This window comes from Thermobifida alba (assembly GCF_023208015.1).
GTDB classification, from domain to species: Bacteria; Actinomycetota; Actinomycetes; order Streptosporangiales; family Streptosporangiaceae; genus Thermobifida; species Thermobifida alba.
Map to the genome: position 1 here is coordinate 2,400,313 of NZ_CP051627.1, position 26,381 is coordinate 2,426,693.

A 26,381-nucleotide genomic window follows, 5' to 3' on the forward strand; every position below is an offset into this window, starting at 1 on the left:
CGTCCGCCCGGTCGTCACGTCCGGCTGGCCAGGGTCAGCGGCAGGACCGCCGCGGCCCCCGCCTCGCGGAGCCGGGCCGCGGCCACGGTGAGGGACCATCCGGTGTCGGTCTGGTCGTCGACCAGCAGCACCGGGCCGTCGAGGGCGGCCACCCGCTGCCGCAGGGCCGGGTCGAGGGTGAAGGCGTCCCACAGCGACGCGAGCCGCTGGGCGCTGTTGTGGCGCCGCGGTCCCGCGCCCTCGGGGGTGCGGTAGCCGATGACGCCCACGGGGGTGAGGCGGCCGGCCTCGCACAGTCGGCGGGCCAGGTCGGTGATCATGCGGGGGCGGCGGCGCGAGGGCATCGCCGCCACTCCGGCGGGCCGTTGTCGCCACGGCCAGGCCGCCAGGACGTCGACCACGGCCCGGAACACGGCATCGTCGACGGGTTCGTCGGGGGCGTCCTCGGCGAGCAGGCGGCGCAGCGTGGTGCCCCAGCCGATGTCGGTGAGGCGGGCCAGGGCGCGGCCCTCCTCGGCCCGCAGCCCGGCCGGGATGGCCCCGGACAGGTCCACTCCGAGCGCGGCCATGCCGGTGGGCCAGCGCTTGCGCGGCTCGATCGGCACGCCGGGGCGGTCCAGGTGGGCGCCGGCGGCGCGGTGGGCCTCGGGGTCGACGCGGGTGGGCCAGGCGCGCCCGGTGCAGTTGTCGCACCGGCCGCAGGGGGCGGCCTCGGGGTCGTCGAGCTGGCGGCGGAGGAACTCCATCCGGCAGGTGCCGGTGGCGATGTAGTCGAGCATGGCGCGCTGCTCGGCCTCGCGGGCGGCGGCGACGGCGGCGTAGCGGGCGGTGTCGTAGGTCCAGGGGCGTCCGGTGGCGGTCCAGCCGCTGCGCTCCCGGCGGACCGCGCCGTCGACGTCGAGCACCTTGAGCATCTGCTCCAGTCGGCCGCGTCCCAGGTCCACGCGGGTTTCCAGGCGCGGCAGGGAGAGGGGCCCGTCCGCTTCGGCGAGCACCGCGAGGGTGTGGCGGACGGTCTCCTCCTCGGGGAAGGCGAGGCCGGCGAAGTACCGCCAGATCTCCCGGTCCTCCGCGCCGGGCAGCAGGACCGCCTCGGCGCGGGGCAGGCCGCGTCCGGCCCGGCCGATCTGCTGGTAGTAGGAGACCGGGGACTGCGGTGCGCCCAGGTGCACCACGAAGCCGAGGTCGGGCTTGTCGAAGCCCATGCCCAGGGCGCTGGTGGCGACCAGGGCCTTGGTGCGGTTGGCCAGCAGGTCCTCCTCGGCGCGGGCGCGCTCCTGCGGGTCGGTCTGTCCGGTGTAGGCGCGCACGTCGTGGCCGCGTTCGGTGAGGAAGGCGGCGGTCTCGACGGCCGCGGCGACGGTGAGGGTGTAGACGATCCCGGAGCCGGGGAGCTGGTCGAGGTGCTGGGCGAGCCAGCCGAGGCGGGCGGCGCTGTCGGGGAGGCGGACCACGGCCAGGTGCAGGCTCTCGCGGTCGAGGCTGCCGCGCAGGACGAGGGTGGGGGTGTCGTCGCCGGTCTCCAGTTGTTCGGCGACGTCGCGGGTGACGCGGGCGTTGGCGGTGGCGGTGGTGGCCAGCACCGGGACGCCGGGGGGCAGTTCGCCCAGCAGGGTGCGGATGCGCCGGTAGTCGGGGCGGAAGTCGTGGCCCCAGTCGGAGATGCAGTGGGCCTCGTCGATGACGACCAGTCCGGCTCCGGCGGCCAGGCCGGGCAGGACGCGGTCGCGGAACTCGGGGTGGTTGAGGCGTTCGGGGCTGATCAGCAGCACGTCGACGGCGCCCTCGGCGACCGCGGCGTAGGTGCGCTCCCACTCCTCGGGGTTGGTGCTGTTGACGGTGTGGGCGCGGATTCCGGCGCGCTCGGCGGCGGCGATCTGGTTGCGCATGAGTGCCAGCAGCGGGGAGACGATGACGGTGGGTCCGGCTCCCGCGGCGCGGCGCAGCGCGGTGGCCACGAAGTAGACCGCGGACTTGCCCCATCCGGTGCGTTGCACCATGAGGACGCGCCGGTGCTGGGCGGCGAGGGCGTGGACGGCCCGCCACTGGTCCTCGCGCAGGCGGGCGTCGGCTCCGGCGAGGGCGCGCAGGTGGGCCTCCGCGGTGTCGCGCAGGGCGGGGTCGGTCTCGGGGAGCGCTGGTGTGGCCATGTCCCCTGACTACCAGAAGGCGGGCGGTGCGCGCCCGGAGGCGGCGGCGGGCGGTGGACGGCCGGGTGAGGTCCGACGAGTATCCGGATAACAGAGGCATAACACCAGCGTCACCACACATTGACAGAGGGTGATGTTCACCTGTCTCATGTCCGGGAGCGCTCCCACTGAGATGTCGACCACACTTCCCTCCGCTGTGTCTGCTCCCAGGTCAGAAAGGGTGCTCCATGTCCCATGCCCCGCGCACGCGGTGGTGGCGGGCGACCGCCTCCACCGCGGCGGCCGCCCTCCTCTGCGGCGCGCTGCTCGCCCTCGACCCGGCCCCGGCCGCGGCACAGATCCGACTCGGCTCCGGCAGCTACACCACCGAACTGCCTCCCGGAGCCTCCGGCCCCAGCGACATCACCGGCGCCCCCGTCGTCCCGAAGGTCACCGACGACTTCGACCAGCCGGTCGCCACCAACGACTGGTGGTCCTCGCTGATCTTCCAGCGCTACCCCGACAACCCCTACGGCGAGAACCTCTACGCCCACCCGCTGTCCTTCAAGGCCCGCCCGGACGGCCTGGAGGTCGGCCACTCCGCCACCCCCGAGATCGTCGCCGACGGGCTGAAGTACCAGTACCCCCACTCCCCCGACCTGGTCCTGGGCGTGCAGGGTCTCAACGCCCCCGCGGCCCGGGTCGCCGGCTACGGCGACTGGACCGTCACCGCCGACCTGTCCGACAGCTCCCGGCGGCTGCGCACCACCCTCGGCCAGGGCCTGCCCTTCGTCTACGCCGACGTCTCCGGCGGACCCGTGCGGGTGGAGTTCACCGCCCAGCCCACCGTCTGGCGGCGCTCCGGCCACGCCGTCGGCGTGACCGTCAACGGCAACCACTACGCCCTGTTCGCCCCCTCCGGGGCGGCCTGGTCGGAGTCGGGCACGGTGCTGACCGCCGACGTCGGCGGCGAGGGGTACGCCTCGGTCGCGCTGCTGCCCGACCCCGGCGACTTCGACACCTACGCCGCCTACGCCCACTCCTTCGTCACCGACAGCAGGCTGAGCTACGACTACGACCCCGACTCCGCCACCCTGACCAGCACCTACGGTGTGACCACCGAAGCCCGGGAGGGCTCCGCCCAGGGCACCCTGCTGGCGCTGTACCCGCACCACTGGAAGGAGACCACCACCGCGCTGACCGACCTGTCCTACGCCTCGCCGCGCGGTCCGATGCGGGTGGTGGAGGGCGACCGCTTCACCACGGAGCTGACCACGCACGGCATCCTGCCGAGCCTGCCCACCGTGGACTCCGCCGACCACCAGCGGATGCGCACCCTCATCGACGCCGAACTCGACGCCGCCGACCCGTGGAAGGGCGCCACCGACACCTACTGGACCGGCAAGGCCCTGGGACGGCTGGCCCAGCTGGTGCCGATCGCCGACTCCATCGGCTACACCTCGGGCCGCGACGCCCTGCTCGACCTGCTCAGGGGCAGGATGGAGGACTGGCTGAGCGCCGACGGCGCCACCGACGGCGCCCAGTTCTACTACGACGATCAGTGGGACACCCTGATCGGCTTCCCCGCCAGCTTCGGCGCCAACACCGAACTCAACGACCACGACTTCCACTACGGCTACTTCGTCACCGCGGCGGCCACGATCGCCCGCTACGACCGGGCCTGGATCGGCGAGGACCGGTGGGGGCCGATGGTCGAGACGGTGCTGCGGGACGCCAACAACCCCGACCGCGGCGACGAGCGCTTCCCCTGGATGCGGTCCTTCTCCCCCTACGCGGGGCACGGCTGGGCCTCCGGCCACGCCGGCTTCGCCTCCGGCAACAACCAGGAGTCCTCCTCGGAGGCCATGCACTTCGCCGCCAGCGCCGCCCTGCTCGGCTCCCTGACCGGCGACGAGGAACTGCGCGACCTCGGCGTGTACATGCACACCACGCAGGCCTCGGCGATGAGCCGGTACTGGCAGGACTCCGACGGCGACGCCTTCCCCGACGGCTACGCCCACGACGTCGTGGGCATGGTCTGGGGTGACGGCGGCGACCACCGGATCTGGTGGGACGGCACCCCCGAGGAGCTGTACGGGATCAACTACCTGCCGATCACCGCGGGCTCGCTCTACCTGGGCCACGACACCGGCCACGCGGCGGCCGTGCACCGGTCCCTGGTGGACCGGCTGGGCCGCCAGCCCCAGACGTGGCGCGACATCCACTGGGCGCACCAGGCGCTGTCCGACCCGGACGCGGCGCTGGCCGCCTTCGAGGCGCAGTGGCAGAGCTACGAACCCGAGTCGGGCTCCTCCAAGGCGCACACCTACCAGTGGCTGTCCACCCTCGCCGACCTCGGCACGGTCGACACCTCCGTCACCGCCGACACGCCGCACTACGCCGTCTTCGCCGACGGCGGCACGCGCACCCACGTCGCCTTCAACGCCACCGACCGCCCGATCACGGTCACCTTCTCCGACGGTGCGACGCTGACCGTGCAGCCGGGGCAGCTGGCCACCGGCCAGGGCGACGGCGGCTCCGGCCCGGACCCGGACCCCGACCCGGACCCCGGCTCCGGCGGGCTCGGCGACGGCGTGCTGCACCTCGGCGACGGCACCCTGTCGACCACCGCGCGCCCCGGCGAGGACGGCGTGGACATCCCCGCGGCGGGCGGCGCCAACCACGACGGCACCCCGCACCGCCCGGTGGTGTTCGAGATCTCCGGGGTCAGCGCCGACCACACCGGACAGGGCACCCGCTTCACGTTCCCCGTGGACTCGGGCGCCTCGGCCGGCAACGCCGTGCAGGCCCGCGTCTCCTACGACCTGGACGGCGACGGCTCCTTCGACCGGGTCGAGACCTACCGCTACTTCGCCACCAACGACCTGCCGGGCTGGGAGACCTACTCCCAGGCCCAGGGTCTGCAGTCCGCCACCGGCACCCTCGGCGACCTCGAAGGCGGGACCATCCGCCTGGAGCTGTGGAGCGCCCTGGGCAGCCAGGCGTCCCGGGTGCGCACCGGCGCCCCCGACGGGCAGCAGGCCGCCGTCCTGACCGTCCCGTTCCGGGACTGACCCCACTCCCCGTCGGGCCGCCGCCTCCACCGGGAGGCGGCGGCCCCGCCGCGGGCGGCCTCACCCGGCCTCCCGACGGTCCCGTTCCACCGCCTCGGCCAGCTCATCGGCGACCAGGTGCCTCTCGTCGATCTGGCCCCGGCTGTAGGCGACCCGCCCCAGCGTCTGGGCGAGGACCGGCACCGTGACCGCCTGGAACAGCGCCACCAGCACCAGCGGCGCGGCGGCCCCCGGGCCGGGCAGCTGGAAGGCCGTCCCCGCCAGCAGCAGGAACAGGCCGACGGTGTCGGGTTTGGTGGCCGCGTGCATCCGGCCCAGCAGGGTCGGGAAACGCACCAGGCCGACCATTCCGACCAGCGCGAACAGCGCCCCCAGGGGCAGCAGCACGGCGGTGGCCCAGTCAGCCGCGGTCATGGGCGCGCCTCTCCGCGAAACGGGCGGCGGTCAGCGTACCGACGAACCCCAGCAGCGCGACCGTCACCATCAGCCCGACGTAGGCGGCCCCGCCACGCAGGGCGCTCCCCACCGCGATGGCGCTGACCACCAGCACCGAGACCGCGTTCAGGCAGACGATGCGGTCCAGCACCGACGGCCCCCGCACCAGCCGGTGGAGCGCGAACAGCACGCCCACCCCCAGCATGGCGAAGGTCGCGGCGTAGACCCACTCCAGAACGGTCACCTCTGCTCCTTCCACACGTGCTCCCCGGTCCCCTCCCGCGCCGGCGGCCGCGAGAGCCGCCGGAACATCTCCCGGTCCTCCGCGGTGCCGAAGGCGGACACCAGCAGCTCCTCGGTACGGCGCACCTGCGCGCGCAGGCCGCGGACCGCGTTCGCGTCGTTGACGGGCAGCCCGTGCACGTAGAGCACCCTCTGGTCGCGGTTGAGCTCGATCACCAGCGTCCCCGTGACCATGGACAGCAGCGCGCTGAGCGCCGCCAGGAGGAAGTCGGAGTCGGTGCGCGTGGGGACCGCGACGATGGCGCCGCTGGTGCGCCTGGGCCGCCACAGCCCGTGGTAGGCCACCCGGACGCTGGAGGAGAACAGGTCGTAGGCGACGCGGACGACCAGCCGCAGTGCGTGCAGCGGCCGGAAGCCCAGGCGGACCGGGATGTGCGGCAGCCGGGCCGCCGAGTAGCACAGCGAGGCCACGGCCGCCCCGGCGACGACGGTCCCGGGGCGGGGGTCGCCCCACAGCACCACCCACATCGCGGTCAGCCAGGCCACCGTGGGCAGCCGCCCGGCCAGCCGGTGCCACCAGATCCGCCCCGCGGGGACCGTGCTGGCGCTCGTTCCCGCACGCCCGGTCATGGCATCCGCTCCCCCAGCACGGCGGTGACGTAGGCCCGGCCGTCCAGCAGCCCCTCGGCCGCGGTGAAGCCGACCTCGGTCAGCGGTCCCGCCACGAGGGCCACCAGCACGCCGACCGCGACCATCGCGCCGGTCGTCGCCGTCATGATCCGCAGCCCGCCCCGGTTGGCGCCGGTCCGCAACTGCTCGCGGGCCTCCAGCATGGTGGGGCCCGGAGTACCCCAGAAGGCCCTGGCCCACACCCGGAAGATCGCGATGAGCGTGAGCAGGCTGGTGAGCACGCCCGCGGCGAGCCCGGCCCACGCCGGCCCGCCCCCCTCGGCCACGCCCGCCTGGAACAGCGCGACCTTGGCGACGAACCCCGACATGGGCGGCAGCCCGGCCAGGCTGAGCGCGGGCAGGAAGAAGAACACCGCCAGGGCCGGGGACACCGCGGTCAGACCACGGATGTCGGTGAGCGAGGTGTGGCCGACGTACTGCCGGATCAGCCCGTTGACCAGGAACAGCGTGGCCTGCACCACGATGTGGTGCACCAGGTACACCACCGCTCCGGCCAGTCCGGCCACGGTGCCCAGGGCCAGTCCGAAGAGCATGAACCCGATGTGGCTGACCAGGGCGAACGACATGATGCGGTTGATGTCGGACTGCACCAGCGCGCCCAGGATGCCGACGATCATCGTGACGACGGCGACCGCCATGACGACGGCGGAGGTGTCGTCGCGCGCGAACAGCAGGGTCTGGGTGCGGATGACGGCGTAGACCGCGACCTTGGTGAGCAGCGCGGCGAAGATCGCGGAGATGCGGGTGAGCGCCACCGGGTAGCTGTCGGGCAGCCAGAAGTGCATGGGCACGACCGCGGCCTTGATGCCGAACACGACGAAGAACAGCAGGGCCAGCACCATGCGCAGCGCGGGCGGGGCCGCGCCGAGCTTCTCGGCGACGTCGGCCATGTTCACGGTTCCGGTCAGCGCGTACACCAGCGCGATACCGGTCAGGAACAGGATCGACGAGGTGAGGCTGACCGTGGCGTAGATCATGCTGGCACGCACCCGCGCCCGCGTGGGGGCCTGCGTGATCAGCGCGTAGCTGGCGGTCAGCATGACCTCGAAGCCGACGAACAGGTTGAACAGGTCGCCCGCGAGGAAGCTGAGGTTCACCCCCGCGGTCAGCACCAGGTAGACGGGATGGAACACCTGGGGGGTGGCGCGGCTCAGTCCGCCGATGTCCTGGCCGATCGCGTACACCAGCACCATCAGCAGGACCACCGAGGAGACGAGCAGCAGCAGCGCGGAGGCGGCGTCGGCGACCAGGGTGATGCCCAGCGGCGCCTCCCAGGCCCCCGCCTGGGTGGTCACGACGGCTCCGTCGCGGGTGCGCCACAGCAGCAGGGCCGCGGAGGCCACGACGGCGGCCAGGGTGACCGTGCTGGTGCCCCGCTGGGAGCGGGGGGTGCGGCGCAGCAGCAGGGTGGTCGCCGCCCCGCACAGCGGCACGAGCAGGGGGATAGCGAGGAGGACGTTCACGAGGAGTCCTCCGGCTCCTTGAGGCGGCGGATGCGGCGGTCCTCCAGGTCGTCGGGCACCTCGTCGTTCTCGTCGCCCAGCCAGACCCGGTAGGCCAGGGCCAGCAGGAAGGTGGTGACGCCGAAGGTGATGACGATGGCGGTCAGCGCCATCGCGTGCGGCAGGGGGTCGGACAGCTGCCGCCCCCCTTCGCCGCCGAGCAGCGGCGGCAGGGTGATGGCGGTGTCGGTGAGCAGCAGGGAGAGGTTGGCGGCGTGGCCGAGGATGAGGAAGCCGAACACCACACGCATCAGGGAGCGTTGGAGCAGCAGGTAGAAGCCGCTGGAGTAGAGGACGGCCACGGTGGCGACGAGGAGGAGGCTGGGGGCGCTCATCGCGGTGGCTCCCCCTCCGCGGTCGGCGCCGCGGCGGCCGCGGCCCGTGCCGCGGCGCGGCGGCGCCGCAGGGCGGCGCGCTCCCGCTTCTCGATGCGGGCCTCTTCCTCCTCGGCCTCCATGCGGGCGCCGAGCGCGGCGACCACGGACAGCACCAGGCCCACCACGATCAGGTAGACCCCCGTCTCGAAGAAGAGCGCGCTGAGCAGTTTGACCTCGCCGAACACCGGGAGGGTGAACGTCCAGCCGACCCCGTCGAAGACGGGGCGGCCGAACAGCAGCGGCAGTCCCGCCGTCGCGCAGCCCAGCAGGGTGCCGATGGCCAGCAGCCCGTTGGGGCGCATCGGCAGTCCGGCCAGCAGTTCGTGGCGGCCTCCCGCGATGTAGCGGAGCACGTAGGCCATGCTGGCCACGAGCCCTCCGGCGAAGCCGCCGCCCGGCCTGTTGTGCCCGGAGACCAGCAGGAACACCGAGAACAGCAGGATCGCGGGGATCAGCAGGCGGGTGACGACCTCCAGCAGCACCGACCGGGGGCCGAAGGCGGGGCGGACCACGGTGCTGAGCCAGCGTTCGCGGGGCGCCTCCCAGCTCTCGGGCAGACCGCCGGGCGTCTCCGGGTCCGCGACGGGAACACGTCCCGCGGGCTGGTCCATGGACATGTCAGTCCTCCTTCTGTCCGGGGCTGTGGGAGTGGTCCGTGCCGGGAGGGGTGGAGGTCTTCGGAACCGGGGACGGCTCTTCACGCCGTGCGGGGCGGGGCGTGCCGGTCGGCTGCCGCGGCACGCCGGGGACGCCGTTCTCCGCACCGCTGTCCTCGGGGGCGCGGATGATGCGGTCGCGCCGGTTGAGCAGGACCAGCGAGGCCACCGCGACCGCCGCGGTGACCAGCACCACGACTTCGCCCAGGGTGTCCAGCGCCCGGAAGTCGGCGATGATGATGTTGACCAGGTTGGCCCCGCCCGCCTCAGCGGCGCGGTCGGCGTACTCCAGGGAGACGGGCGCGTGCGTGCGGGCGTGCGCCGTCAGCCACAGCGAGACGGCCACGAAGGTCCCGGCCGCCGCGCACATCAGCACGGTCAGCCGTTTCGGCCAGCCGTCGGGGCGGGTCGCGAAGGTGGCGGGCAGCCGCCGCAGGACGAACACCAGGATGATCGTGGTGAGCGTCTCCACCAGGACCAGGGTCAACGCCAGGTCGGGGGCGCCGTGCAGCACGAACAGCCCGGCGATGCCGAACCCCAGGGTGCTGATCAGGATGAGCGCGGGGAAGCGGCGGTGCTCGCGCACCGTGGCGACCGCGGTGACCACGACGATGAGGACGACGACCCCCTCCAGGGGGTTGTCCCACAGGCGCAGGCCGTCGCCCGCGGCCGGCACGGCGACGTCGCCGCCGACCAGGGCGGCCACCAGCCGGACGCCGGGCAGCGCCAGCACGGTGGCCAGGATGATGCCGAGGTAGACGGGCAGCGATCCGGTCTGGGTGCGGCTGGTGACGTGGAAGGCCGTCCACCTGACGGCGTTGAGCACGGCGTTGTACCCGGCTTCGGCCTCGTACCAGTTCGGCATCGCGTTCTGCAGACGGGTGACGGCGCGGCGCCGCCAGAACAGCAGGGCGCCCACCGCGACCACCAGGGCGGTCAGCGCCAGGGCCGGGGTCGGCCCGTGCCACGGGGCGAGGTGGTGGGGGTGGAAGAGGGCGGGGAACGGCGCGGCGACGGCCTGGGCGATCGGGTCGACGGTGGCGCCGGCCGCGACCCCGCCCAGCAGACCGGCCCCGGCGAGTACGACCGGGGCGGCGGTGAAGGCGCGGCCGGGCCGGGTGAAGGGGACGGGGGCGACGGTGTCCTTGTCGGCGAACGCCCCCCACAGGAACCGGGCGCTGTAGGCGACGGTGAGGACCGAGCCGAACACCAGGCCGGTGAGGACGGCGGCGGCCGGTGCGGCCGGCCCGGTCCAGGCGCCGGGGAGGAACGCCTCCAGCGCGGCCTCCTTGCCGACGAAGCCCAGCAGCGGGGGCAGTCCGGCCATGGAGGCGGCGGCCAGGGCCGCGGCCGCGGCCAGGACCGGCATGCGGCGGCCCAGGCCGGTGAGGCGGCTGATGCTGCGGGTGCCCACCTGGTGGTCGACGACGCCGACGGTGAGGAACAGGGCGGCCTTGAACAGGCCGTGGGCGAGCAGCACACCGACCGCGGCGACCGCGGCGGTGTGGGTTCCCGCCCCCGCGAGCACGGTGATCAGGCCCAGTTGGCTGACCGTCCCGTAGGCGAGCAGGAGCTTCAGGTCGTCCTGGCGCAGCGCCCGCCAGCCGCCCAGGATCATGGTGGCGGTGCCGAAACCGAAGACGAGCAGCCGCCAGGGGTCGACGTCGGCGAATCCGGGGGCCAGTCGGGCGACGAGGTAGACGCCGCCCTTGACCATGGCGGCGGCGTGCAGGTAGGCGCTGACCGGGGTGGGCGCCACCATCGCCGCGGGCAGCCAGTAGTGCAGGGGGGCCTGCGCGGACTTGGCGAACGCTCCGACCAGGACCAGCACCAGCGCCGCCGACAGCCACGGGCCGTCCGGCGGCGGGTCGGCGACCAGCGCGGAGATGCGGTAGGTGCCGCCGAGGCGGCCCAGCAGGATGAAGCCGATCAGCATGAGCAGGCCGGCCCCGACGGTGGTGACCAGCGCCTGGGTGGCCGCGCGGCGGGCGCTCTGCCGCTGGTCGGCGTGGGCGACCAGCAGGAACGAGGAGACCGAGGTCAACTCCCAGAAGACGTAGAGCGCGAGCAGGTTGTCGGCGGTGACCACGCCGAACATGGCAGCCGCGAACAGCACCAGCACCCCGGCGAGCCGCCCCAGGGCGCGTTCCCCCCGGTGGAAGTAGGTGGCGGCGTAGCAGAAGATGACGGCGCCCACCCCGGACACCAGCAGCACCATCGCCACCGACAGCGCGTCGACGCGGAAGTCGAGGACGATGTCCAGGGCGGGCACCCAGGGCACGGAGACCTCGACGGGACGGCCCCGGAGGATGCCGGGCGTCCGCGCCAGCGTCCAGGCCGCGGTCGTCCCCAGGGGCAGGGCGGCCACCAGGAAGACGCGGGGGCCGAGGACGCGGACCAGTGGCGGCGCGACGACGGCGGTGAGCGCGTGGAGCACGATGACGAACGGCAGCAGCATGAACGTCCATGAACGGTCAGACCGGAGGCGCGCCTTCTCACCACCGGGCGGCGGACGGGCTGGGTGAAGCGTGGCCGGGCGGACAGGGCCTCGGAGGCTGCGGGTACGGCCCACTCCCCGGTTCGGCGTGACGCGGACCGGGTGCGTCACCGCCTCCCCTGCGCGGGCCCTCCGCCGTCCGGGTCCGCACCGGCGGGAAGGGACGCCGCCGCCCCGCCGGCCCCGCCAGGACGGCCGGAACCGCGGTGGGCGCCCCACCGGACACGGCGGCCGGCGGCGTGGCCGGGCTCTCCTCTCTGGTCTGGCTCCCCCTCCTCCCGATGACACAGCGTTGGGGGGCCACGACGTCGAGGTGAACTCCCGCGGCGGGAAGCAGGTGACCCCGGTCACCCTGCCTGACCGGAGGTTCCACCGCCCCACGCGCACGGGGGTGTCTGGGACACCTTCCCGGTTCGCGCCGGTCTCACACACCGGTCACAATGGCGGACATGGCCCGTACAACGTCCCCGCCTCCCGAGGAACTCACCGAGAAGATCATCGACATCGACGTCTCCGAGGAAATGCGCGGCAGTTTCCTGGAGTACGCCTACTCGGTCATCTACCAGCGTGCGCTTCCCGACGCCCGCGACGGCCTCAAACCGGTCCAGCGGCGCATCCTCTACCAGATGAACGAGATGGGGCTGCGCCCCGACCGGGCCCACGTCAAGTGCGCCCGCGTGGTCGGCGAGGTGATGGGCCGGCTGCACCCGCACGGCGACAGCGCGATCTACGACGCGCTGGTGCGCCTGAGCCAGCCCTTCGCCATGCGGGTGCCGCTGGTGGACGGGCACGGCAACTTCGGCTCCCTCGGCGGCGACGACGCCCCCGCGGCCATGCGCTACACCGAGGCCCGGCTGGCCCGCGCGGCCTCGCTGATGGTGGAGTCCATCGACGAGGACGTGGTGGACTTCCGGCCCAACTACGACGGCCAGGAGACCGAACCGGAGGTGCTGCCCGCGGCCTTCCCGAACCTGCTGGTCAACGGCGCCTCGGGAATCGCGGTGGGCATGGCCACCAACATGGCCCCGCACAACCTCGGCGAGGTCATCGCGGCCGCACGGCACCTGCTCGCCCACCCCGACGCCACCCTCGAAGAGCTCATGGAGTTCATCCCCGGCCCCGACCTGCCCACCGGCGGGACCATCACGGGGCTGGACGGCATCCGGGACGCCTACGCCAAGGGCCGCGGCACCTTCCGCACCCGCGCCACCGTCTCCATCGAGAAGCTCACCCCGCGCCGCACCGGCCTGATCGTCACCGAACTGCCCTACAACGTCGGCCCGGAGAAGGTCGTCAGCCGCATCAAGGAACTGGTCCAGGCCAAGAAGCTGCAGGGCATCTCGGACCTGAAGGACCTCACCGACCGCAACCAGGGCCTGCGGCTGGTGATCGAACTGAAGAACGGCTTCAACCCGGAGGCCGTGCTGGAGGAGCTCTACCGGCTCACCCCGATGGAGGAGACCTTCGGCATCAACAACGTCGCGCTGGTGGACGGCCAGCCGCAGACCCTGGGGCTGCGCGACCTGCTGCTGGTCTACGTCAACCACCGCATCGACGTGGTGCGCCGCCGCTGCGAGCACCGGCGCGCCAAGCGGGAGGAGCGCCTCCACCTGGTGGCGGGCCTGCTGGTGGCGCTGGCCGACATCGACCGGGTGATCGCGCTCATCCGCGACTCCGAGGACTCCGCCCAGGCCCGGCAGCGGCTCATGGAGGCCCTGGAGCTGTCCGAGACGCAGGCCCGCTACATCCTCGACACGCCGCTGCGCCGCCTCACCCGGTACGACACGCTGGAGCTGGAGCGCGAACGCGACACGCTCAACGCCGAGATCGCCGAGTTGACCGCGGTCCTGGAGTCCGACAAGAAGCTGCGCAGACTCGTCTCCAAGGAGCTGGCCGCGGTGGCCAAGGAGTTCGCCACCCCGCGCCGCACCGTGCTGCGGGAGAGCTCCGGCCAGACCCGCACCTCCGCGATGCCGCTGGAGGTCGACGACGACCCCTGCCACGTGCTGCTGAGCACCAGCGGACTGCTGGGCCGCACCTCGGGCGCGCAGCTGCCGCCGATGTTCGAGGGGCCGCGGGCCCGGCACGACGCCATGCTGTCCAACGTGCGCTCCACCGTGCGCGGCGAGATCGCGCTCGTCACCGACCTGGGCCGGTTGATCCGGGTGCCCGTGGTGGAGCTGCCCGAACTGCCCGCCGAGGCCTCCGAGGCCCCGGCGATCGCCTCCGGTTCCCCGGTCAGCGAGTTCGTGGAACTCGACGCCGACGAGCGGGTGATCGCCCTGGCCACGCTCGACGGGGACGGCCCGGGGCTGGCGGTGGGCACCCGGCAGGGCGTCGTCAAACGGGTCGGCGGGGAGTACCCGCAGCACAAGGACGACTTCGAGATCATCAACCTGCGGCCGGGCGACCGGCTCGTCGGCGCCACCCAGCTCGTCACCGGCGAGGAGGACCTCGTCTTCGTCACCTCCGAGGCCCAGTTGCTGCGTTTCCCGGCCTCCTCGGTGCGTCCCCAGGGACGCAGCGCGGGCGGGGTGGCCGGCGTCCGCCTGGGCGAGGGCGCGCACGCGCTGTGGTTCGGTGCCGTGACCTCCCCGGAGGACACGGTGGTCGTCACGGTCGCGGGCAGCAGTGGAGCACTGCCCGACACGCAGACCGGGACCGCGAAGGTGACCCCCTTCTCCGCCTTCCCCGCCAAGGGCCGCGCCACCGGGGGAGTACGCTGCCAACGCTTCCTCAAAGGGGAGGACGTGCTGCTGTTCGCCTGGGTGGGGCGTTCCCCGGCGCGGGCCTTCCGCGCCGACGGCGGTCCGGTCCGGCTTCCCGACCCGGTGGAGCGGCGGGACGGCTCGGGAGAGGCCCTGCCCCGCCCCATCGCCTCGGTGGGCACCGGCCAAGTCGACACCGGGACGGTGGCGGCCTCGCTCTCTGGGGGATGATGGCACCCGGCTTGCCGGGAGTCCTCCCGGCGCCCGGCGGAGGCCGTGCGGTCTCGGACCGCACGGCCTCCGCCATGCCTGACACGGTCAGAGAGAAACTTCACCGCCCTGGGAGGGGACCTGTGAGCAGTGCCTTCGACGACCTCCTCGCCGCGAACGAGGACTACGTCCGCTCCTTCGACCTGGCTGGCCTCCAGCCCGTGGCCGCACGTGGACTGGCCCTGGTGACCTGCATGGACTCGCGTATCGAGCCGCTGGAGATGCTGGGCCTGAAGCCCGGCGACGCCAAGATCCTGCGCAACGCCGGCGCCCGGGTCACCGACGACACCCTGCGCACCCTGGTCCTGGCGGTGTACCTGCTGGGGGTGAACCGGGTCATCGTGCTGCCCCACACCCGGTGCAAGATGGCCTCGGTCTCCGGGGACGCCGAGGTGCACGACACCATCGCCGCCCGGTACGGGGTGGACACCCGCAGCCTGGAGTTCCACACCGACAACGACCAGATCGGCGCGCTCCGCCACGACCTGGAGCGGATCCGGCACCATCCGCTGCTGCCCGCCGACCTGCCGGTCCTGGGGGCCCTCTACGACGTCGACACCGGTCGGGTGACGCCGGTGGACGCCTGATCCGGTGGAGTGTCGGGCCGCTGACCGCCGGGAATGCCCCTGTGGGGAGCACCGTTGTGCTTCTGAGGAAAGGAGTGCGATGGCGGAGAGCAGCTACGACATCTACCGGCGCGGCAGGCAGCACTTCGACCTCGGCGATCCGATCGGCGCGGCCCGTGTCCTCGCCCCGCTCGCGGAGGCGGAACCCCGTAACCGAACAGTCCTGGAGCTACTGGGACGTTCCTACTTCCACTCGGCTCAGCTCGCCAAGGCCGAACAGACGTTCCGCAAGCTCATCGAACTGGACCCGTGCGACGCCTGGGCGCACATCGCGCTCGCCCGCTCCCTGGAACGGCAGAACAGGGAGTCCGAGGCCGCCCCCCACCGCAGGATGCACGCGATCATGTCGGGTGGCTCCCTCGACTGACCCCCTCCCCCTCCGGGAGTTTCGGGCCGTGCCCTCCGGGGGGTACGGCCCTCGGCGTGTTCGCGGTGCTCAGGTGTCGATGCGGGCGAGGTCGAGTTCGCGGGCGCCCTGGGCGATGAACGCGCGGCGCGGTGCGACCTCGTTGCCCATGAGCAGTTCGAACACCTTGGCGGCCTCCTCGGCCTGGTCCACGCGGATGCGGCGCAGCGTGCGGTGGCGCGGGTCCATCGTGGTCTCGGCCAGCTGGTCGGCGTCCATCTCGCCGAGCCCCTTGTACCGCTGGACGGGCTCCTTCCAGGAGATGCCCTTCTTCTCCAGCTCCAGCAGCTTCCGGTGCAGTTCGGCGTCGGAGTAGGTGTAGATGTAGCGGTCCTGGGGCCGGGCTCCGCGCTTCCTGCGCACGTTGGTCAGTTCGATGCGGTGCAGCGGCGGCACGGCGGCGAACACCCGGCCCGCCTCCAGCATGGGACGCATGTACCGGTAGAACAGCGTCAGCAGCAGGCAGCGGATGTGCGCGCCGTCCACGTCGGCGTCGGCCATGAGGATGACCCGGCCGTAGCGGGCGGCGTCCAGGTCGAAGGTGCGGCCCGACCCGGCGCCGATGACCTGGATGATCGCGGCGCACTCGGCGTTCTTGAGCATGTCGGCCACGGACGCCTTCTGCACATTGAGGATCTTGCCGCGGATGGGCAGCAGCGCCTGGAACTCCGAGTCGCGGGCGAGCTTGGCGGTGCCCAGCGCGGAGTCGCCCTCGACGATGAACAGTTCGCTGCGTTCCAGGCCCTCGCTGCGGCAGTCCACCAGTTTGGCGGGCAGGGCCGAGTTCTCCAGGGCGTTCTTGCGCCGCTGCGTCTCGCGCTGCTGCCGGGCGGCCAGACGCGCCTTGGCCGCGTTGACGATCTTCTCCAGCACCGCGCGGGCCTGCTGCTTCTCGGCCCGCTTGGTGGAGGTCAGGAAGGTCCGCAGTTCCCGGCCCACCACCTGGGAGACGATGCGGCTGGCCGCCGAGGTGCCGAGGACCTCCTTGGTCTGCCCCTCGAACTGCGGTTCGGGCAGGCGCACCGTGACCACGGCGGTGAGCCCCTCCAGGACGTCCTCCTTGGTGACGGGGTCGTCGCTGGCCTTCAGGAGTTTGGTGGCGCGCAGCTGGTCGTTGACGACGCGCACCAGGGCGCGTTCGAACCCGGCCAGGTGGGTTCCCCCCTTGGGGGTGGCGATGACGTTGACGAAGGAGCGCACCGTGGTGTCGTAGCCGGTGCCCCAGCGCAACGCGACGTCCACGTCGAGCTGCCGCTCCACGTCGGTGGGGACCATGTGGCCCTGCTCGTCGAGGACCGGCACGGTCTCGGTGAAGTTCCCGCTGCCCTCGATCCGCAGCAGCGGGCTGACCGCCTGGTCGGGGGCCAGGTAGGTGCAGAACTCGCCGATGCCGCCGTCGAAGCGGAACTCCTCCTCGTAGGGCTCCTCGCCCTCGGTGCGCTCGTCGCGCACCGAGATGGTCAGCCCAGGGATGAGGAAGGCGGTCTGGCGGGCGCGGTCCAGCAGGGACTCGCGGGCCACCTCGGCGTCCTTGAGGAAGATCTGCTGGTCGGCCCAGAACCGCACCCGGGTGCCGGTGACCTTCTTGGCGATCCGGCGCACCTGCCGCAGCCCGGAACCGGGGGTGAAGCCGGCGTCGGGGCCGTCCGCGTCGAAGGTGCCGGGGATGCCGCGCCGGAAGCTCATCGCGTGGGTGTGCCCCTGGCGGTCCACCTCGACGTCCAGGCGCGCCGACAGCGCGTTCACCACGGAGGCCCCCACTCCGTGCAGGCCGCCGGAGGCGGTGTAGGAGCCGGAGCCGAACTTGCCGCCGGCGTGCAGCTTGGTCATGACCAGTTCCACGCCGCTCAGTCCGCTGCGGGGTTCGACGTCGACCGGGATACCGCGTCCGTTGTCGCGCACCTCGACCGAGCCGTCCGCGTGCAGGACCACGTCGATGCGGGTGCAGTGGCCCGCGAGGGCCTCGTCGACGGAGTTGTCGATGATCTCCCACATGCAGTGGGTCAGGCCGCGGCTGTCCGTGGAGCCGATGTACATGCCCGGCCGCTTGCGGACCGCCTCAAGGCCTTCCAGGACCGAAAGGTGCCGAGCGGAGTATTCCTCGGGGTCGTGGAAGTCAGTGGTGAGGGCGGTCACGGGGACTCTCCTGCGGTGTCTGGGGTCTGCGGTCGCGGCCGTACCGGGGGGTACGGGCGAACGTGGTCGTGGTCGGACGGACGGGCGGCCGACCGTCCGGTGTGGGGTGCGATAGCACAGTAGTTCGGTTTGAGGGTAGCCGCAGTGGCCGTGGTCCGCATTCTGGACCACTGGGATAACCCGACGTGTCGCAGGGTAGAACCCCCTTCAGACAACCCGAGAGTCACCAGGCAGAGAGATAGGCCACGAACCGGGCCGATTCCGCTGTCGGCGTACAGAAGGGCTGGTCGGGAAGCTCTTCGTCCGGTTAGATGTTGTCCCGAGTGACTAACGCCGAGAACTGAGGAAGGCGAAGTGACTGGAACTCTTGCCCCCACCAGGCCGCTGACAGCTGCTGACCGTTGCGACCGCTGCGGCGCCCAGGCGTACGTCCGAGTGGTTCTCAACTCCGGTGGTGAACTGCTGTTCTGCGCTCACCACATGCGCCAGCACGGCGAGTCGGTCCGCAAGATCGCCGTGGAGATCCACGACGAGACCGACCGGCTCCACTCCACCAAGGCCGGTGCCGGAGAGCGTTAGCCCCTCACCGCGATCCAGGAAGACGTGCGGCGGCGGTCCCCGGAAGGGGGCCGCCGCCGGTGTCTGCGCGGCCTGCGCCGTCAGTCGGCCCCCGCCACCCGGTAGTGGTACCGGCCGGCCTCGGTGAACCCCGCCCGCTCGTACAGGGTGCGGGCCGCCGTGTTGTCCGCCACCACGAGCAGGTAGGCGCGGCGTGCACCGCGGTCGTAGGCCCAGGCGAGCAGGGAGTCCAGGACCCGGGAGGCGTACCCGCGTCTGCGGGAGTCGGCCCTGGTGGCCATGTCGTAGACGCCCACCAGGCCTCCCGTCAGCGCGGCGCAGCCGCGGGCCCGTCCCGCGGAGTGCACCGCGTGGACCATTCCGCTCCGGGCCCTGATCCGGGCCTCGACGTCGGCCTGGCGTGCTCCCGGGACGCCGTGGCCGCCGGCGGCCTCCGCCCAGCCCGGGGGCGGGACGCGGTCCACCACGACCTCGGCCGACGGCTCCGGCCGGTGCACCAGGTCCCGCACCAGGACCAGACTCGGCTCCACGACCCGGTACCCCCGCTCGGCCAGCAGCGCGTCGATTCCCTCCTGTCCGGGCCACACCTGGACGACGGGACGCAGCCCCCGCTCCCGGTAGAAGCGCCCCGGCTCGTCGGGGTCGGCGTCCGCTCCCAGCGCGACCGCGGAGTTCGCGCGTTTGGTCACCCCGTGGCTGTACCCCAGCCGCCAGCCGGAGCGTTCCACCGCCTCCAGTGCGGGCCAGTCCCGCGCCACCGTCCGCGCCCACCAGCCGCCGTCGGCACCGCCGCGGACCCCGTCCGGCCGCCGCTTGGTACGATCTGCCGGGTCGCTGTGCCCCGAGATCCCCGAAGGCCCCATGCTGATCCTGCTCCCCCCATCCGAAGGAAAGGCGTTCCCCGGCGACGGTCCCGCGCTGGACCCGGCGTCGCTGAGTCTGCCCGAACTCGCCGACGCCCGAGAGTCTGTCATGACCGCGCTGGAGAAGGTGTGCGCGCGTCCGCTGGAGGAGGCGCGCACCGTCCTCGGTCTGACCCCGCGGCAGGCCGCGGCCGTCCAGCGCAACCGGGAACTGCGCACCGCCGCGACGCTGCGCGCCGCCGACCTGTACACCGGGGTCCTCTACGACGTGCTGCGGCTCCCGGAACTGCTGGCCGGGCCGTCGGCCGCGCTGGTGGCGGAGTCGGTGCTGGTCTTCTCCGGCCTGTGGGGGGTACTGCGGCCCGTCGACGCGGTCCCCCCCTACCGGCTGGCCATGAACGTCTCGCTGCCGCCGCTGGGGCCGCTGGGCGCGTTCTGGCGCCCCCGCCTCACCGAGACGCTGACCACGTTGGCGGAGGGGCGGCTGGTGGTGGACTGCCGGTCGACCGCCTACGCCACCGCGTTCCGCCCCGGCCCCGGGGTCGCGGCGCGCACGGCCACCGTCCGGGTGCTGCGGCAGACCGTGGTGGACGGCGTGCCCCGCCGCTCGGCGGTGAGCCACCTGGCCAAGGCGGTCCGCGGTGCGGTGGCGCACTCCCTGCTGGCCGCCGGGGCGACGCCGCGGACCCCGGGCGAACTCGCGACGGTCCTGGCAGACCTGGGCCACCGCGTCGAACTGACCGCCCCGGCCCGGGGCGGCGGGCCGCACGTGCTGAACGTCATCGTTCCCGGTTGACCCGCTCCCCCACGTCCCTCCCGTCCTGCCAGGTGGTGCTCGCCGTGTCCCCGGTCGCTCCCTACAACCCGAACGTCCCGCCCCCGCCCAACCCGTACACCCGGCCGGGCCACGGCGGCGGGGCGGCCCGCACACCGGTGCGCTCCTCCCGGGCCGCAGTGGCACTGCACTTCCTGCTCGGGCTGGGGGTCATGCTGTTCCTGGTTCCGGCGGTGGTGCTGTTCCCGAGCGGTCTCATGGGGGGCCTGCTGTCCCGGGCGGTGCTGGTCGGCCTGGTCGTGCTGGGGCCCGTGCTGGCCTTCGGCAGGCGCCGCCGGACCGACCGGGCGCTGGGCCGGGGCCTGCTCGCGGGGACGCCGGCGGGTGCCGCGGTCGCGGTGCTGCTGTGGCCGTGAGGGCAGGAGCGGGGTCAGGCCAGGCCGAGTCCGCGCAGTGCCCTGACGAACTCCCGGGGTTCCCGCCACGTCTCCCGGTGGGTGCGGTTGCCGACCTGGTAGAGGTGCCAGCGGGCGTGGTCGAGGGCCGGGGTGTGGTGGAAGGCCCATCCGAACTGGTGGTGGGCCTCCAGGTCGCGGGGGTGCGGGACGGGGGCGGTGCACCACTTGGCCGCGGCGGCCAGGAGTTCGGCGGTCACCTCCTCGTCGTAGTACCGGCGGAACGTCCGCAGGGCGGCGATGAACCGCCTGCGGCGCACCAGGTCCCTGACGACGTCGTGGAGCCGCTCCCGGTGGGCCAGGGCGATCATGGAGGTCAGCGGGTGGCCCTCGGGGGCCAGTTCCACGGAGCCGCGGGCGAACTCCATCATCTCCTCGGTGCTGCCGCCCCACTTGGGGGCCAGGATCTGGACGCGCCCCCAGTGGGCCGGGTAGAGCGTGGGGCACCGTTCGATGACGCGCTGCCAGACGTAGTCCTTCTCCTCGCGGTCCAGTTGCATGCCGAGGGCGAACCACTGCAGGCACGCCCAGGGGACCGGGTCGTCGGGGTTGATCTCGGCCGCGGCCAGCAGCGGGTCGCGCGCCCGGGCGAGGGTGGCGAAGAACAGCTTGAACCGCTCCGGTCCGACGGTGTCCGCGGTGCCGTCGCCGCGGATCTGCCACGCTTCGTCGATGAGGGTGCGTCCCAGCCAGAGCAGCAGGTCGGCGGCGTCCTGCTCCGCGGTGTCCGCCGAGAGCAGGGCGTGGATCTGCGCGCTGCGGCCGACCGCCGCGCCGCCCAGGGCCTCCGCGTACAGCGCGCGCAGTTCGGGGTCGTCGCGTGACTCCCTCAGCAGGGCTGTCCCGGCCGCGAGGTGGCCCTCCTCGACCGCCTCGACGCCGGCGTCCAGTGCCACGTTGTCCCAGCAGCGGCCGACGACCACGTCCGCGGGGGACGGGGCGCCGTCCGTCGCGGACGCCGCGTCCTGTCCGAAAGGTCCCATGAGAGTCGAGAATAGTGCCGCACGGAAGCGGGGAGGCGCGGCGGTGCGGGACGTTCCGCGCGGACGTGGTCGCGGAGGGGGCCACCGGCCCGCTCCGCACGACGGCCGTCCAGGTCACGAACCGGTCTCGGATCTTTATCTTCCCCATACCCGACCGGCGGCATCATCGGAGGCGTCCGGTGAAGGGGATCATCAGACACTCTCCGGCCGCGCCGGTCGCGGGCTTCGCCACACCCGTGTCGACAGGACGGACCACCGGAGGTACGTCGCGAGTGGGCCGGTCGCCTCCGCGAGGGACCGGCCCGGTGCCGCGTCGTGCTCCTTCAGTCCAGGTAGTCGCGCAGCACCTGCGAACGCGAGGGGTGGCGCAGCTTGGACATGGTCTTGGACTCGATCTGCCGGATCCGTTCCCGGGTCACGCCGTAGACCTTGCCGATCTCGTCCAGGGTCTTGGGCTGGCCGTCGGTGAGCCCGAACCGCATCGACACCACGCCGGCCTCGCGTTCGGACAGGGTGTCGAGCACCGAGTGGAGCTGCTCCTGGAGCAGGGTGAAGCTGACCGCCTCGCCCGGCTGGATCGCCTCGGAGTCCTCGATGAGGTCGCCGAACTCGCTGTCGCCGTCCTCGCCCAGCGGGGTGTGCAGGGAGATCGGCTCGCGGCCGTACTTCTGGACCTCGACGACCTTCTCCGGGGTCATGTCGAGTTCCTTGGCCAGCTCCTCCGGGGTGGGTTCGCGTCCCAGGTCCTGCAGCATCTGACGCTGCACGCGGGCGAGCTTGTTGATGACCTCGACCATGTGCACCGGGATGCGGATGGTCCGCGCCTGGTCGGCCATCGCGCGGGTGATGGCCTGCCGGATCCACCAGGTGGCGTAGGTGGAGAACTTGTACCCCTTGGTGTAGTCGAACTTCTCGACGGCCCGGATGAGGCCGAGGTTGCCTTCCTGGATCAGGTCGAGGAAGAGCATGCCGCGGCCGGTGTAGCGCTTGGCCAGCGACACGACCAGGCGCAGGTTCGCCTCCAGCAGGTGCTTCTTGGCCCGGCTGCCGTCCTCGGCGATCCACTCCAGTTCCTCCCGCTCCTCGGCGGAGAGCAGGTGGCCCTTCTCGGAGAGCTTCTCCTCGGCGAACAGTCCGGCCTCGATGCGCTTGGCCAGCTCCACCTCCTGCTCGGCGTTGAGGAGGGGGACCTTGCCGATCTGCTTGAGGTAGTCCTTGACCGGGTCCGCGGTCGCCCCGGCCGCGACGACCTGGGCCGCCGGCGCGTCGTCATCGTCGTCGTAGAGGACGAAGGAGTCGTCCTCGCCGGAGTCCGCCTTCTCGGAGAGGGACCGCCCCGACTTGGCCGGGGTGGTCTCGACCGCCTCGGCCGTCTCCTCGGTGTCGTCGACCAGTTCCAGGTCGGTGCCGGTCTCCTCGTACTCGTCCTCGACGAGCTCGGTGGCCTCCAGGTCGAGGGAGGTGTCGTCGCTCGGGACGACGTCGGCCTTCTTCTTGGCCGCGGCCCTGGTGGTCTTCTTCGCCGCCGGCTTGGCCGTGGTCTTCTTCGCCGCGGTGCTGCGCTTGGCGGTCGTCGTCTTGGACTTGGTGGTGGCGGCCTTGGTGGTGCGCTTCTTGGGCGCGGCCTTGGTCTCGTCCGCACCCTCCGCACCGGTCGCGGCGGCCGCGGGCTCGGGCTTCTCCTGTGCTGCCGCCGCGCGTTTGGTCCGAGTGGTGCTGGTCTGAGCCGCCGCCCGAGAGGCGGTGGTCGTCTTGCGCCGTGTGGACTTGCGTCGGGGCGGTGCGGACTCGGCCGCGCCCACGATGAGGGTGACGCCTTCCTTGGTCAGGGTGCGGAGCACGGCCTGAGCCTGCGACATCGGGATTTCGGCCTCTTCAAAGGCACGGCGCACGTCCTCGGGCTCAAGGTACCCCTGGGACCGCCCACGCTCGATCAGCTGCTGGATGACTGGCTCTTGCAGCGCCTCCGGCTGCTGCTTAGAGCGGGTCGAACTGGCAGGTGACACAAACACCTCTCGAACGGACGTGTGGCGAGATTGTTGGACTCGACGATCCGGTGAGTCGGGGGGACGGTGTCCGGTTCCCGGCTCGGTCCCGATTCCCCGCGGCTGCGGGGGCCACCGCCGTACCGGACCGCTGTGCCTCGTCTGGCGTTTCGACACATCGGCCAAGTAAGATTCTTTCCACCGCGGGCCTGGCTGGCACGCGGTTGAAACGTTCGGCGGTCGGGGTCGGATCATCCCCGCTGGCGCGGGGACCGCTTGTGGATCTTCTTCCACCTTAGGTGGGCGGACGGGTGGTTCGCCGCTGGCTGCTCGCGTGACCCGGTCTCACGTCGCGGGAACGTGGACGGCAAGCAAGGTTACGTCATCATCCTGCTCATGCCCCGCAAGCATCCTTTCCACAAGGTACTTCAGGATCTTCTGTGGATCGCCCACCACCTCCGCCGGTGCTCGGGAAGCTACGGTGACGAGTTCTTCGAGACCCGCTCCTGCGGCACGCCTGCGGTTCTCTACTAGTCCATCGGAGTAGAGGACGACTGTGTTACCGGGTGGCACAAAAAATTTGTGCTGCTCTCTCGGCACGGGAATGCCGAGCGGGGTCGACGGCTCGGTCTCCAGCAGCCGGGGCGGCCCGTCCTCCGCGATGAGCAGCGGCGGCAGGTGCCCGGCGTTGGCGAGGTGGCCGTGACCGGTCTCCGGCTCCAGGACGAAGTAGATCAGGGTGGTGATCTGGTCGTTGCTCTCGGTGGCGCTGAACAGGTTGTCCAGCCCGGTGAGCACGTCGGCCGGTTCGGGCATGCTGAAGGCGAGCGCACGCAGCGCGTTGCGCACCCGGCTCATGCCGGTGGCCGCCTTCAGCCCCTTGCCCATGACGTCGCCCAGCACCCCGGCGACCCGGCCGTCGGTGAGCCGGAACGCGTCGTACCAGTCCCCGCCGACCTGCACGTACTTGGTTCCGGGGTTGTACAGCTTGCCCAGCCGGATGCCGCGCACCTCGGGCAGCTCCTCGGGCAGCAGGCTCTTCTGCAGGGCCTCGGCGGTGCTGTGCTCCCGCTCGTACAGGGTGGCCCGTTCCAGGGCCAGTGCGCACTGCCCGGCCAGCGCCTCCAGGAAGGCGCGCTCCTCCTCGGAGACCTCGCGGGGCTCCCGGAAGGAGAAGCGCAGCGCTCCGATGGGGCGGCCCGCGCTCATCATGGGCAGCGCGATCCACGCGCGCTCGTCGGTGTGCTCCAGGTAGGCGACGGTGTTCTCGTGGTCCTGCATGACCTCCCGCAGCGCCTCGGGCGACTCCGCGATGACGGTGCGGCTCTCGCGGACCGCCAGAGTCATCATGCTGAGGTCCTCCAGCCCCATCTCGCGGGGCGGCGCGCCGGGGACGTCGGGGATGCCGTCGGCGTTGAGCAGCTGCAGCCGCAGCCGTTCGCGGTCGAGCTGGGCCACCGCGGTGCGGTACACCCCGACCGCGGTGTTGCCGATTTCGGTCATCACGTGCACGACCTGGTCGACGGTGAGCGCCTCGGCGAGGTCGGCGGTGGCCTTCTGGAGCCGGGCCGTGCGTATCGCGGCCTTCTCCAGCTGCTGGGTGAGGAGCTGGCGCACCTCCGCGGTGGCGGTGACGTCGACGTGCGTGCCGACCCACTCGACCACCCGGCCCTCGCGGACCAGGGGGACCGCCCGGGAGCGGTAGTGCCGGTACTCGCCGCTGCGCACGCGGACCCGGAAGTCGGCCTCGAAGGTCGTGCCGTCCTCGATGGCGTCCTCCCACGCCAGCCGGGTGCGCTCCAGGTCGTCGGGGTGCACCGCCGCGAGCCAGCCCTCGGCCAGGTACTCCTCCTGGGACTGGCCGGTCATGGCCCGCCACTCGGGGCAGTCCTCGTCGACCCGGCCGTCGCGCTCGGCGGCCCAGACGATCTGGTTGCCCGCCTGCATCAGGGCGCGGTAGCGCTCCTCGCTGCGGCGCAGCGCCAACTCGGCCTTGTGGCGCTCGCTGATGTCCACCGCGATCAGCGCGACCCCGGTGACCTCGCCCGTCACGTCGTAGGCGGGGAACCAGGACAGCGCCCAGTGCCGTTCCTCGTCGGGGCGGCTCGGGGTGCCGCCGATGAGGTGGTGGTCGCTGTAGACCACGGACTCGCCGGCCAGGACCGCGGAGAGCGCCCGCTCGTGCTCCTCGGCGTCGGAGGGGCGGAGCACCTCGGCGGGGGTGCGCCCCTGGCACTCCTCGGCGGAACGGCCGTAAATGGTCGCCAGGGTGCGGTTGACCCTCTGGAAGCACAGGTCGGGGGTGAAGAAGGCGAAACCGATGGGGGCTTCTTTGAGAAGCGTTTCCAGCAGCGCGGCGTCAACGGGGTTCATGGGGGAAACGCGGAGAAACGGGACGGACGTCTCGGTGCTCATCGGTCACACCTCCGGGACCCTTTCCCCGTGGCCAGAATGGAACTGATGACTTCTGGAAGCGGCGGGTGCGGCACCGGACCGCCCCGGTCGAGAATACGGGGTGCGCCCGGACGAGCGGGCCCGCGAACGGTGTCCACAGCGACCACCCCCTCGCCGCGCGGTCGGGCCAGAGAAAGGGACCCCCTGGTCCCGGGAACCGTACCTGACTGCGATTTCGCCTGTCACCGCACCGCCTCAGCATAGGACACCACGGCTCAGCCCCGTCGGTCCAGCCAAAGGGCCTCACCGGCAGCAATCGCGGAGAGTAAACAATATACGTTACACGAATGAGACGCGGTAACTTCCACCGTTTCGGGCATCCCTTTTCCGAAAAATGGCAGCAACCGCCGTGGTCGACGCCTGACGGCCCCGACGGTGGCGACGGACCGAATCGGCCCGAAAACCGGCCGCCGGGTTCGCCGCCCCCTCCTACCCGCCCGTTCGACCGGCACACACCGGACGGCACCCCGCCGTCCGTCTCCTGTGCGGCACGAACCGCCACAGACACTCCCAGGGCCCCCAAAACCTGGGCAATGCC

General features: G+C 72.3%; 20 protein-coding genes. 7 read left to right on the forward strand and 13 right to left on the reverse strand.

Annotated features, from left to right (window positions below; genetic code table 11):
* Positions 1 to 14: 14 nt before the first annotated feature.
* Positions 15 to 2,150 carry a RecQ family ATP-dependent DNA helicase gene (locus tag FOF52_RS10660; protein ID WP_248593655.1) on the reverse strand — a complete coding sequence of 712 codons (2,136 nt, stop codon included), beginning with the start codon at positions 2,148 to 2,150 and terminating at the stop codon, positions 15 to 17.
* A 227-nt stretch (positions 2,151 to 2,377) separates the two neighbouring features.
* Here FOF52_RS10660 and FOF52_RS10665 point away from each other — a divergent pair, with 227 nt between their 5' ends.
* The gene (locus tag FOF52_RS10665; RefSeq protein WP_248593656.1) at positions 2,378 to 5,203 is read left to right on the forward strand and encodes a glycosyl hydrolase; all 2,826 of its coding nucleotides are present in this window, start codon (positions 2,378 to 2,380) and stop codon (positions 5,201 to 5,203) included.
* A gap of 60 nt (positions 5,204 to 5,263) precedes the next feature.
* Here the strand turns inward: FOF52_RS10665 and mnhG are convergent, their stop codons facing one another.
* Genes mnhG through mbhE form a run of 7 tightly spaced genes read right to left on the reverse strand, consistent with a single transcriptional unit; the run spans position 5,264 to position 11,564 of the window.
* Complete coding sequence (gene mnhG, locus FOF52_RS10670; protein ID WP_248593657.1) at positions 5,264 to 5,617, reverse strand: monovalent cation/H(+) antiporter subunit G; 354 nt, start codon at positions 5,615 to 5,617, stop codon at positions 5,264 to 5,266.
* A complete protein-coding gene (locus FOF52_RS10675) occupies positions 5,604 to 5,882 on the reverse strand; it encodes an MrpF/PhaF family protein (protein ID WP_248593658.1) in 279 nt (92 codons plus the stop codon). Before FOF52_RS10675 ends, mnhG begins: the two co-directional genes overlap by 14 nt.
* The gene (locus FOF52_RS10680) at positions 5,879 to 6,511 is read right to left on the reverse strand and encodes a Na+/H+ antiporter subunit E (RefSeq protein ID WP_248593659.1); all 633 of its coding nucleotides are present in this window, start codon (positions 6,509 to 6,511) and stop codon (positions 5,879 to 5,881) included. Before FOF52_RS10680 ends, FOF52_RS10675 begins: the two co-directional genes overlap by 4 nt.
* Entirely contained in the window at positions 6,508 to 8,034 is a 1,527-nt protein-coding gene (locus FOF52_RS10685) for a Na+/H+ antiporter subunit D (RefSeq protein WP_248593660.1), read from the reverse strand. Before FOF52_RS10685 ends, FOF52_RS10680 begins: the two co-directional genes overlap by 4 nt.
* Positions 8,031 to 8,408, reverse strand: coding sequence for an NADH-quinone oxidoreductase subunit K (locus FOF52_RS10690; protein WP_248593661.1), 378 nt, complete (start codon positions 8,406 to 8,408; stop codon positions 8,031 to 8,033). Before FOF52_RS10690 ends, FOF52_RS10685 begins: the two co-directional genes overlap by 4 nt.
* On the reverse strand, positions 8,405 to 9,067 hold the full coding sequence (locus tag FOF52_RS10695; protein ID WP_248593662.1) for an MnhB domain-containing protein: 663 nt from the start codon (positions 9,065 to 9,067) through the stop codon (positions 8,405 to 8,407). The genes FOF52_RS10690 and FOF52_RS10695 overlap by 4 nt, the downstream gene beginning before the upstream one ends.
* A gap of 1 nt (position 9,068) precedes the next feature.
* Positions 9,069 to 11,564, reverse strand: a complete 2,496-nt coding sequence (mbhE, locus tag FOF52_RS10700; protein WP_248593663.1) for a hydrogen gas-evolving membrane-bound hydrogenase subunit E — start codon at positions 11,562 to 11,564, stop codon at positions 9,069 to 9,071.
* Positions 11,565 to 12,052: 488 nt separating this feature from the next.
* Between mbhE and FOF52_RS10705 the strand changes: the two genes are divergently transcribed.
* The 3 genes from FOF52_RS10705 to FOF52_RS10715 all read left to right on the forward strand — a co-directional run bounded on the left by FOF52_RS10705 (position 12,053) and on the right by FOF52_RS10715 (position 15,574).
* Positions 12,053 to 14,542: a DNA gyrase/topoisomerase IV subunit A gene (locus FOF52_RS10705; RefSeq protein WP_248593664.1), complete on the forward strand. Its 2,490-nt coding sequence runs from the start codon at positions 12,053 to 12,055 to the stop codon at positions 14,540 to 14,542.
* 122 nt (positions 14,543 to 14,664) lie between these two features.
* The gene (locus FOF52_RS10710) at positions 14,665 to 15,168 is read left to right on the forward strand and encodes a beta-class carbonic anhydrase (protein WP_248593665.1); all 504 of its coding nucleotides are present in this window, start codon (positions 14,665 to 14,667) and stop codon (positions 15,166 to 15,168) included.
* A 79-nt stretch (positions 15,169 to 15,247) separates the two neighbouring features.
* Positions 15,248 to 15,574, forward strand: coding sequence for a tetratricopeptide repeat protein (locus FOF52_RS10715; protein ID WP_248593666.1), 327 nt, complete (start codon positions 15,248 to 15,250; stop codon positions 15,572 to 15,574).
* Between the two features lie 69 nt (positions 15,575 to 15,643).
* Here FOF52_RS10715 and FOF52_RS10720 read toward each other — a convergent pair whose 3' ends face one another.
* Positions 15,644 to 17,749, reverse strand: a complete 2,106-nt coding sequence (locus FOF52_RS10720) for a DNA gyrase/topoisomerase IV subunit B (protein ID WP_248593667.1) — start codon at positions 17,747 to 17,749, stop codon at positions 15,644 to 15,646.
* A 354-nt stretch (positions 17,750 to 18,103) separates the two neighbouring features.
* Here FOF52_RS10720 and FOF52_RS10725 point away from each other — a divergent pair, with 354 nt between their 5' ends.
* Positions 18,104 to 18,328, forward strand: coding sequence for a DUF7455 domain-containing protein (locus FOF52_RS10725; RefSeq protein WP_248593668.1), 225 nt, complete (start codon positions 18,104 to 18,106; stop codon positions 18,326 to 18,328).
* An 80-nt stretch (positions 18,329 to 18,408) separates the two neighbouring features.
* On the opposite strand, the gene FOF52_RS10730 is transcribed toward FOF52_RS10725, so the two are convergent.
* Positions 18,409 to 19,191 (reverse strand): GNAT family N-acetyltransferase, encoded by a 783-nt coding sequence (locus FOF52_RS10730; protein ID WP_248593669.1) that lies wholly within the window; start codon positions 19,189 to 19,191, stop codon positions 18,409 to 18,411.
* Between FOF52_RS10730 and yaaA the strand changes: the two genes are divergently transcribed.
* Positions 19,190 to 19,987 (forward strand): peroxide stress protein YaaA, encoded by a 798-nt coding sequence (yaaA, locus tag FOF52_RS10735; protein WP_248593670.1) that lies wholly within the window; start codon positions 19,190 to 19,192, stop codon positions 19,985 to 19,987. The two genes, FOF52_RS10730 and yaaA, sit on opposite strands and share 2 nt — an antisense overlap.
* Positions 19,984 to 20,382: a hypothetical protein gene (locus FOF52_RS10740; protein ID WP_248593671.1), complete on the forward strand. Its 399-nt coding sequence runs from the start codon at positions 19,984 to 19,986 to the stop codon at positions 20,380 to 20,382. Before yaaA ends, FOF52_RS10740 begins: the two co-directional genes overlap by 4 nt.
* Before the next feature lie 14 nt (positions 20,383 to 20,396).
* Here FOF52_RS10740 and FOF52_RS10745 read toward each other — a convergent pair whose 3' ends face one another.
* The 3 genes from FOF52_RS10745 to FOF52_RS10755 form a co-directional block, all read right to left on the reverse strand.
* Complete coding sequence (locus FOF52_RS10745; protein ID WP_248593672.1) at positions 20,397 to 21,404, reverse strand: hypothetical protein; 1,008 nt, start codon at positions 21,402 to 21,404, stop codon at positions 20,397 to 20,399.
* 323 nt (positions 21,405 to 21,727) lie between these two features.
* Positions 21,728 to 23,350 (reverse strand): RNA polymerase sigma factor, encoded by a 1,623-nt coding sequence (locus tag FOF52_RS10750; RefSeq protein ID WP_248593825.1) that lies wholly within the window; start codon positions 23,348 to 23,350, stop codon positions 21,728 to 21,730.
* Positions 23,351 to 23,734: 384 nt separating this feature from the next.
* Positions 23,735 to 25,804, reverse strand: coding sequence for a SpoIIE family protein phosphatase (locus FOF52_RS10755; protein ID WP_248593673.1), 2,070 nt, complete (start codon positions 25,802 to 25,804; stop codon positions 23,735 to 23,737).
* Positions 25,805 to 26,381: the final 577 nt, after the last annotated feature.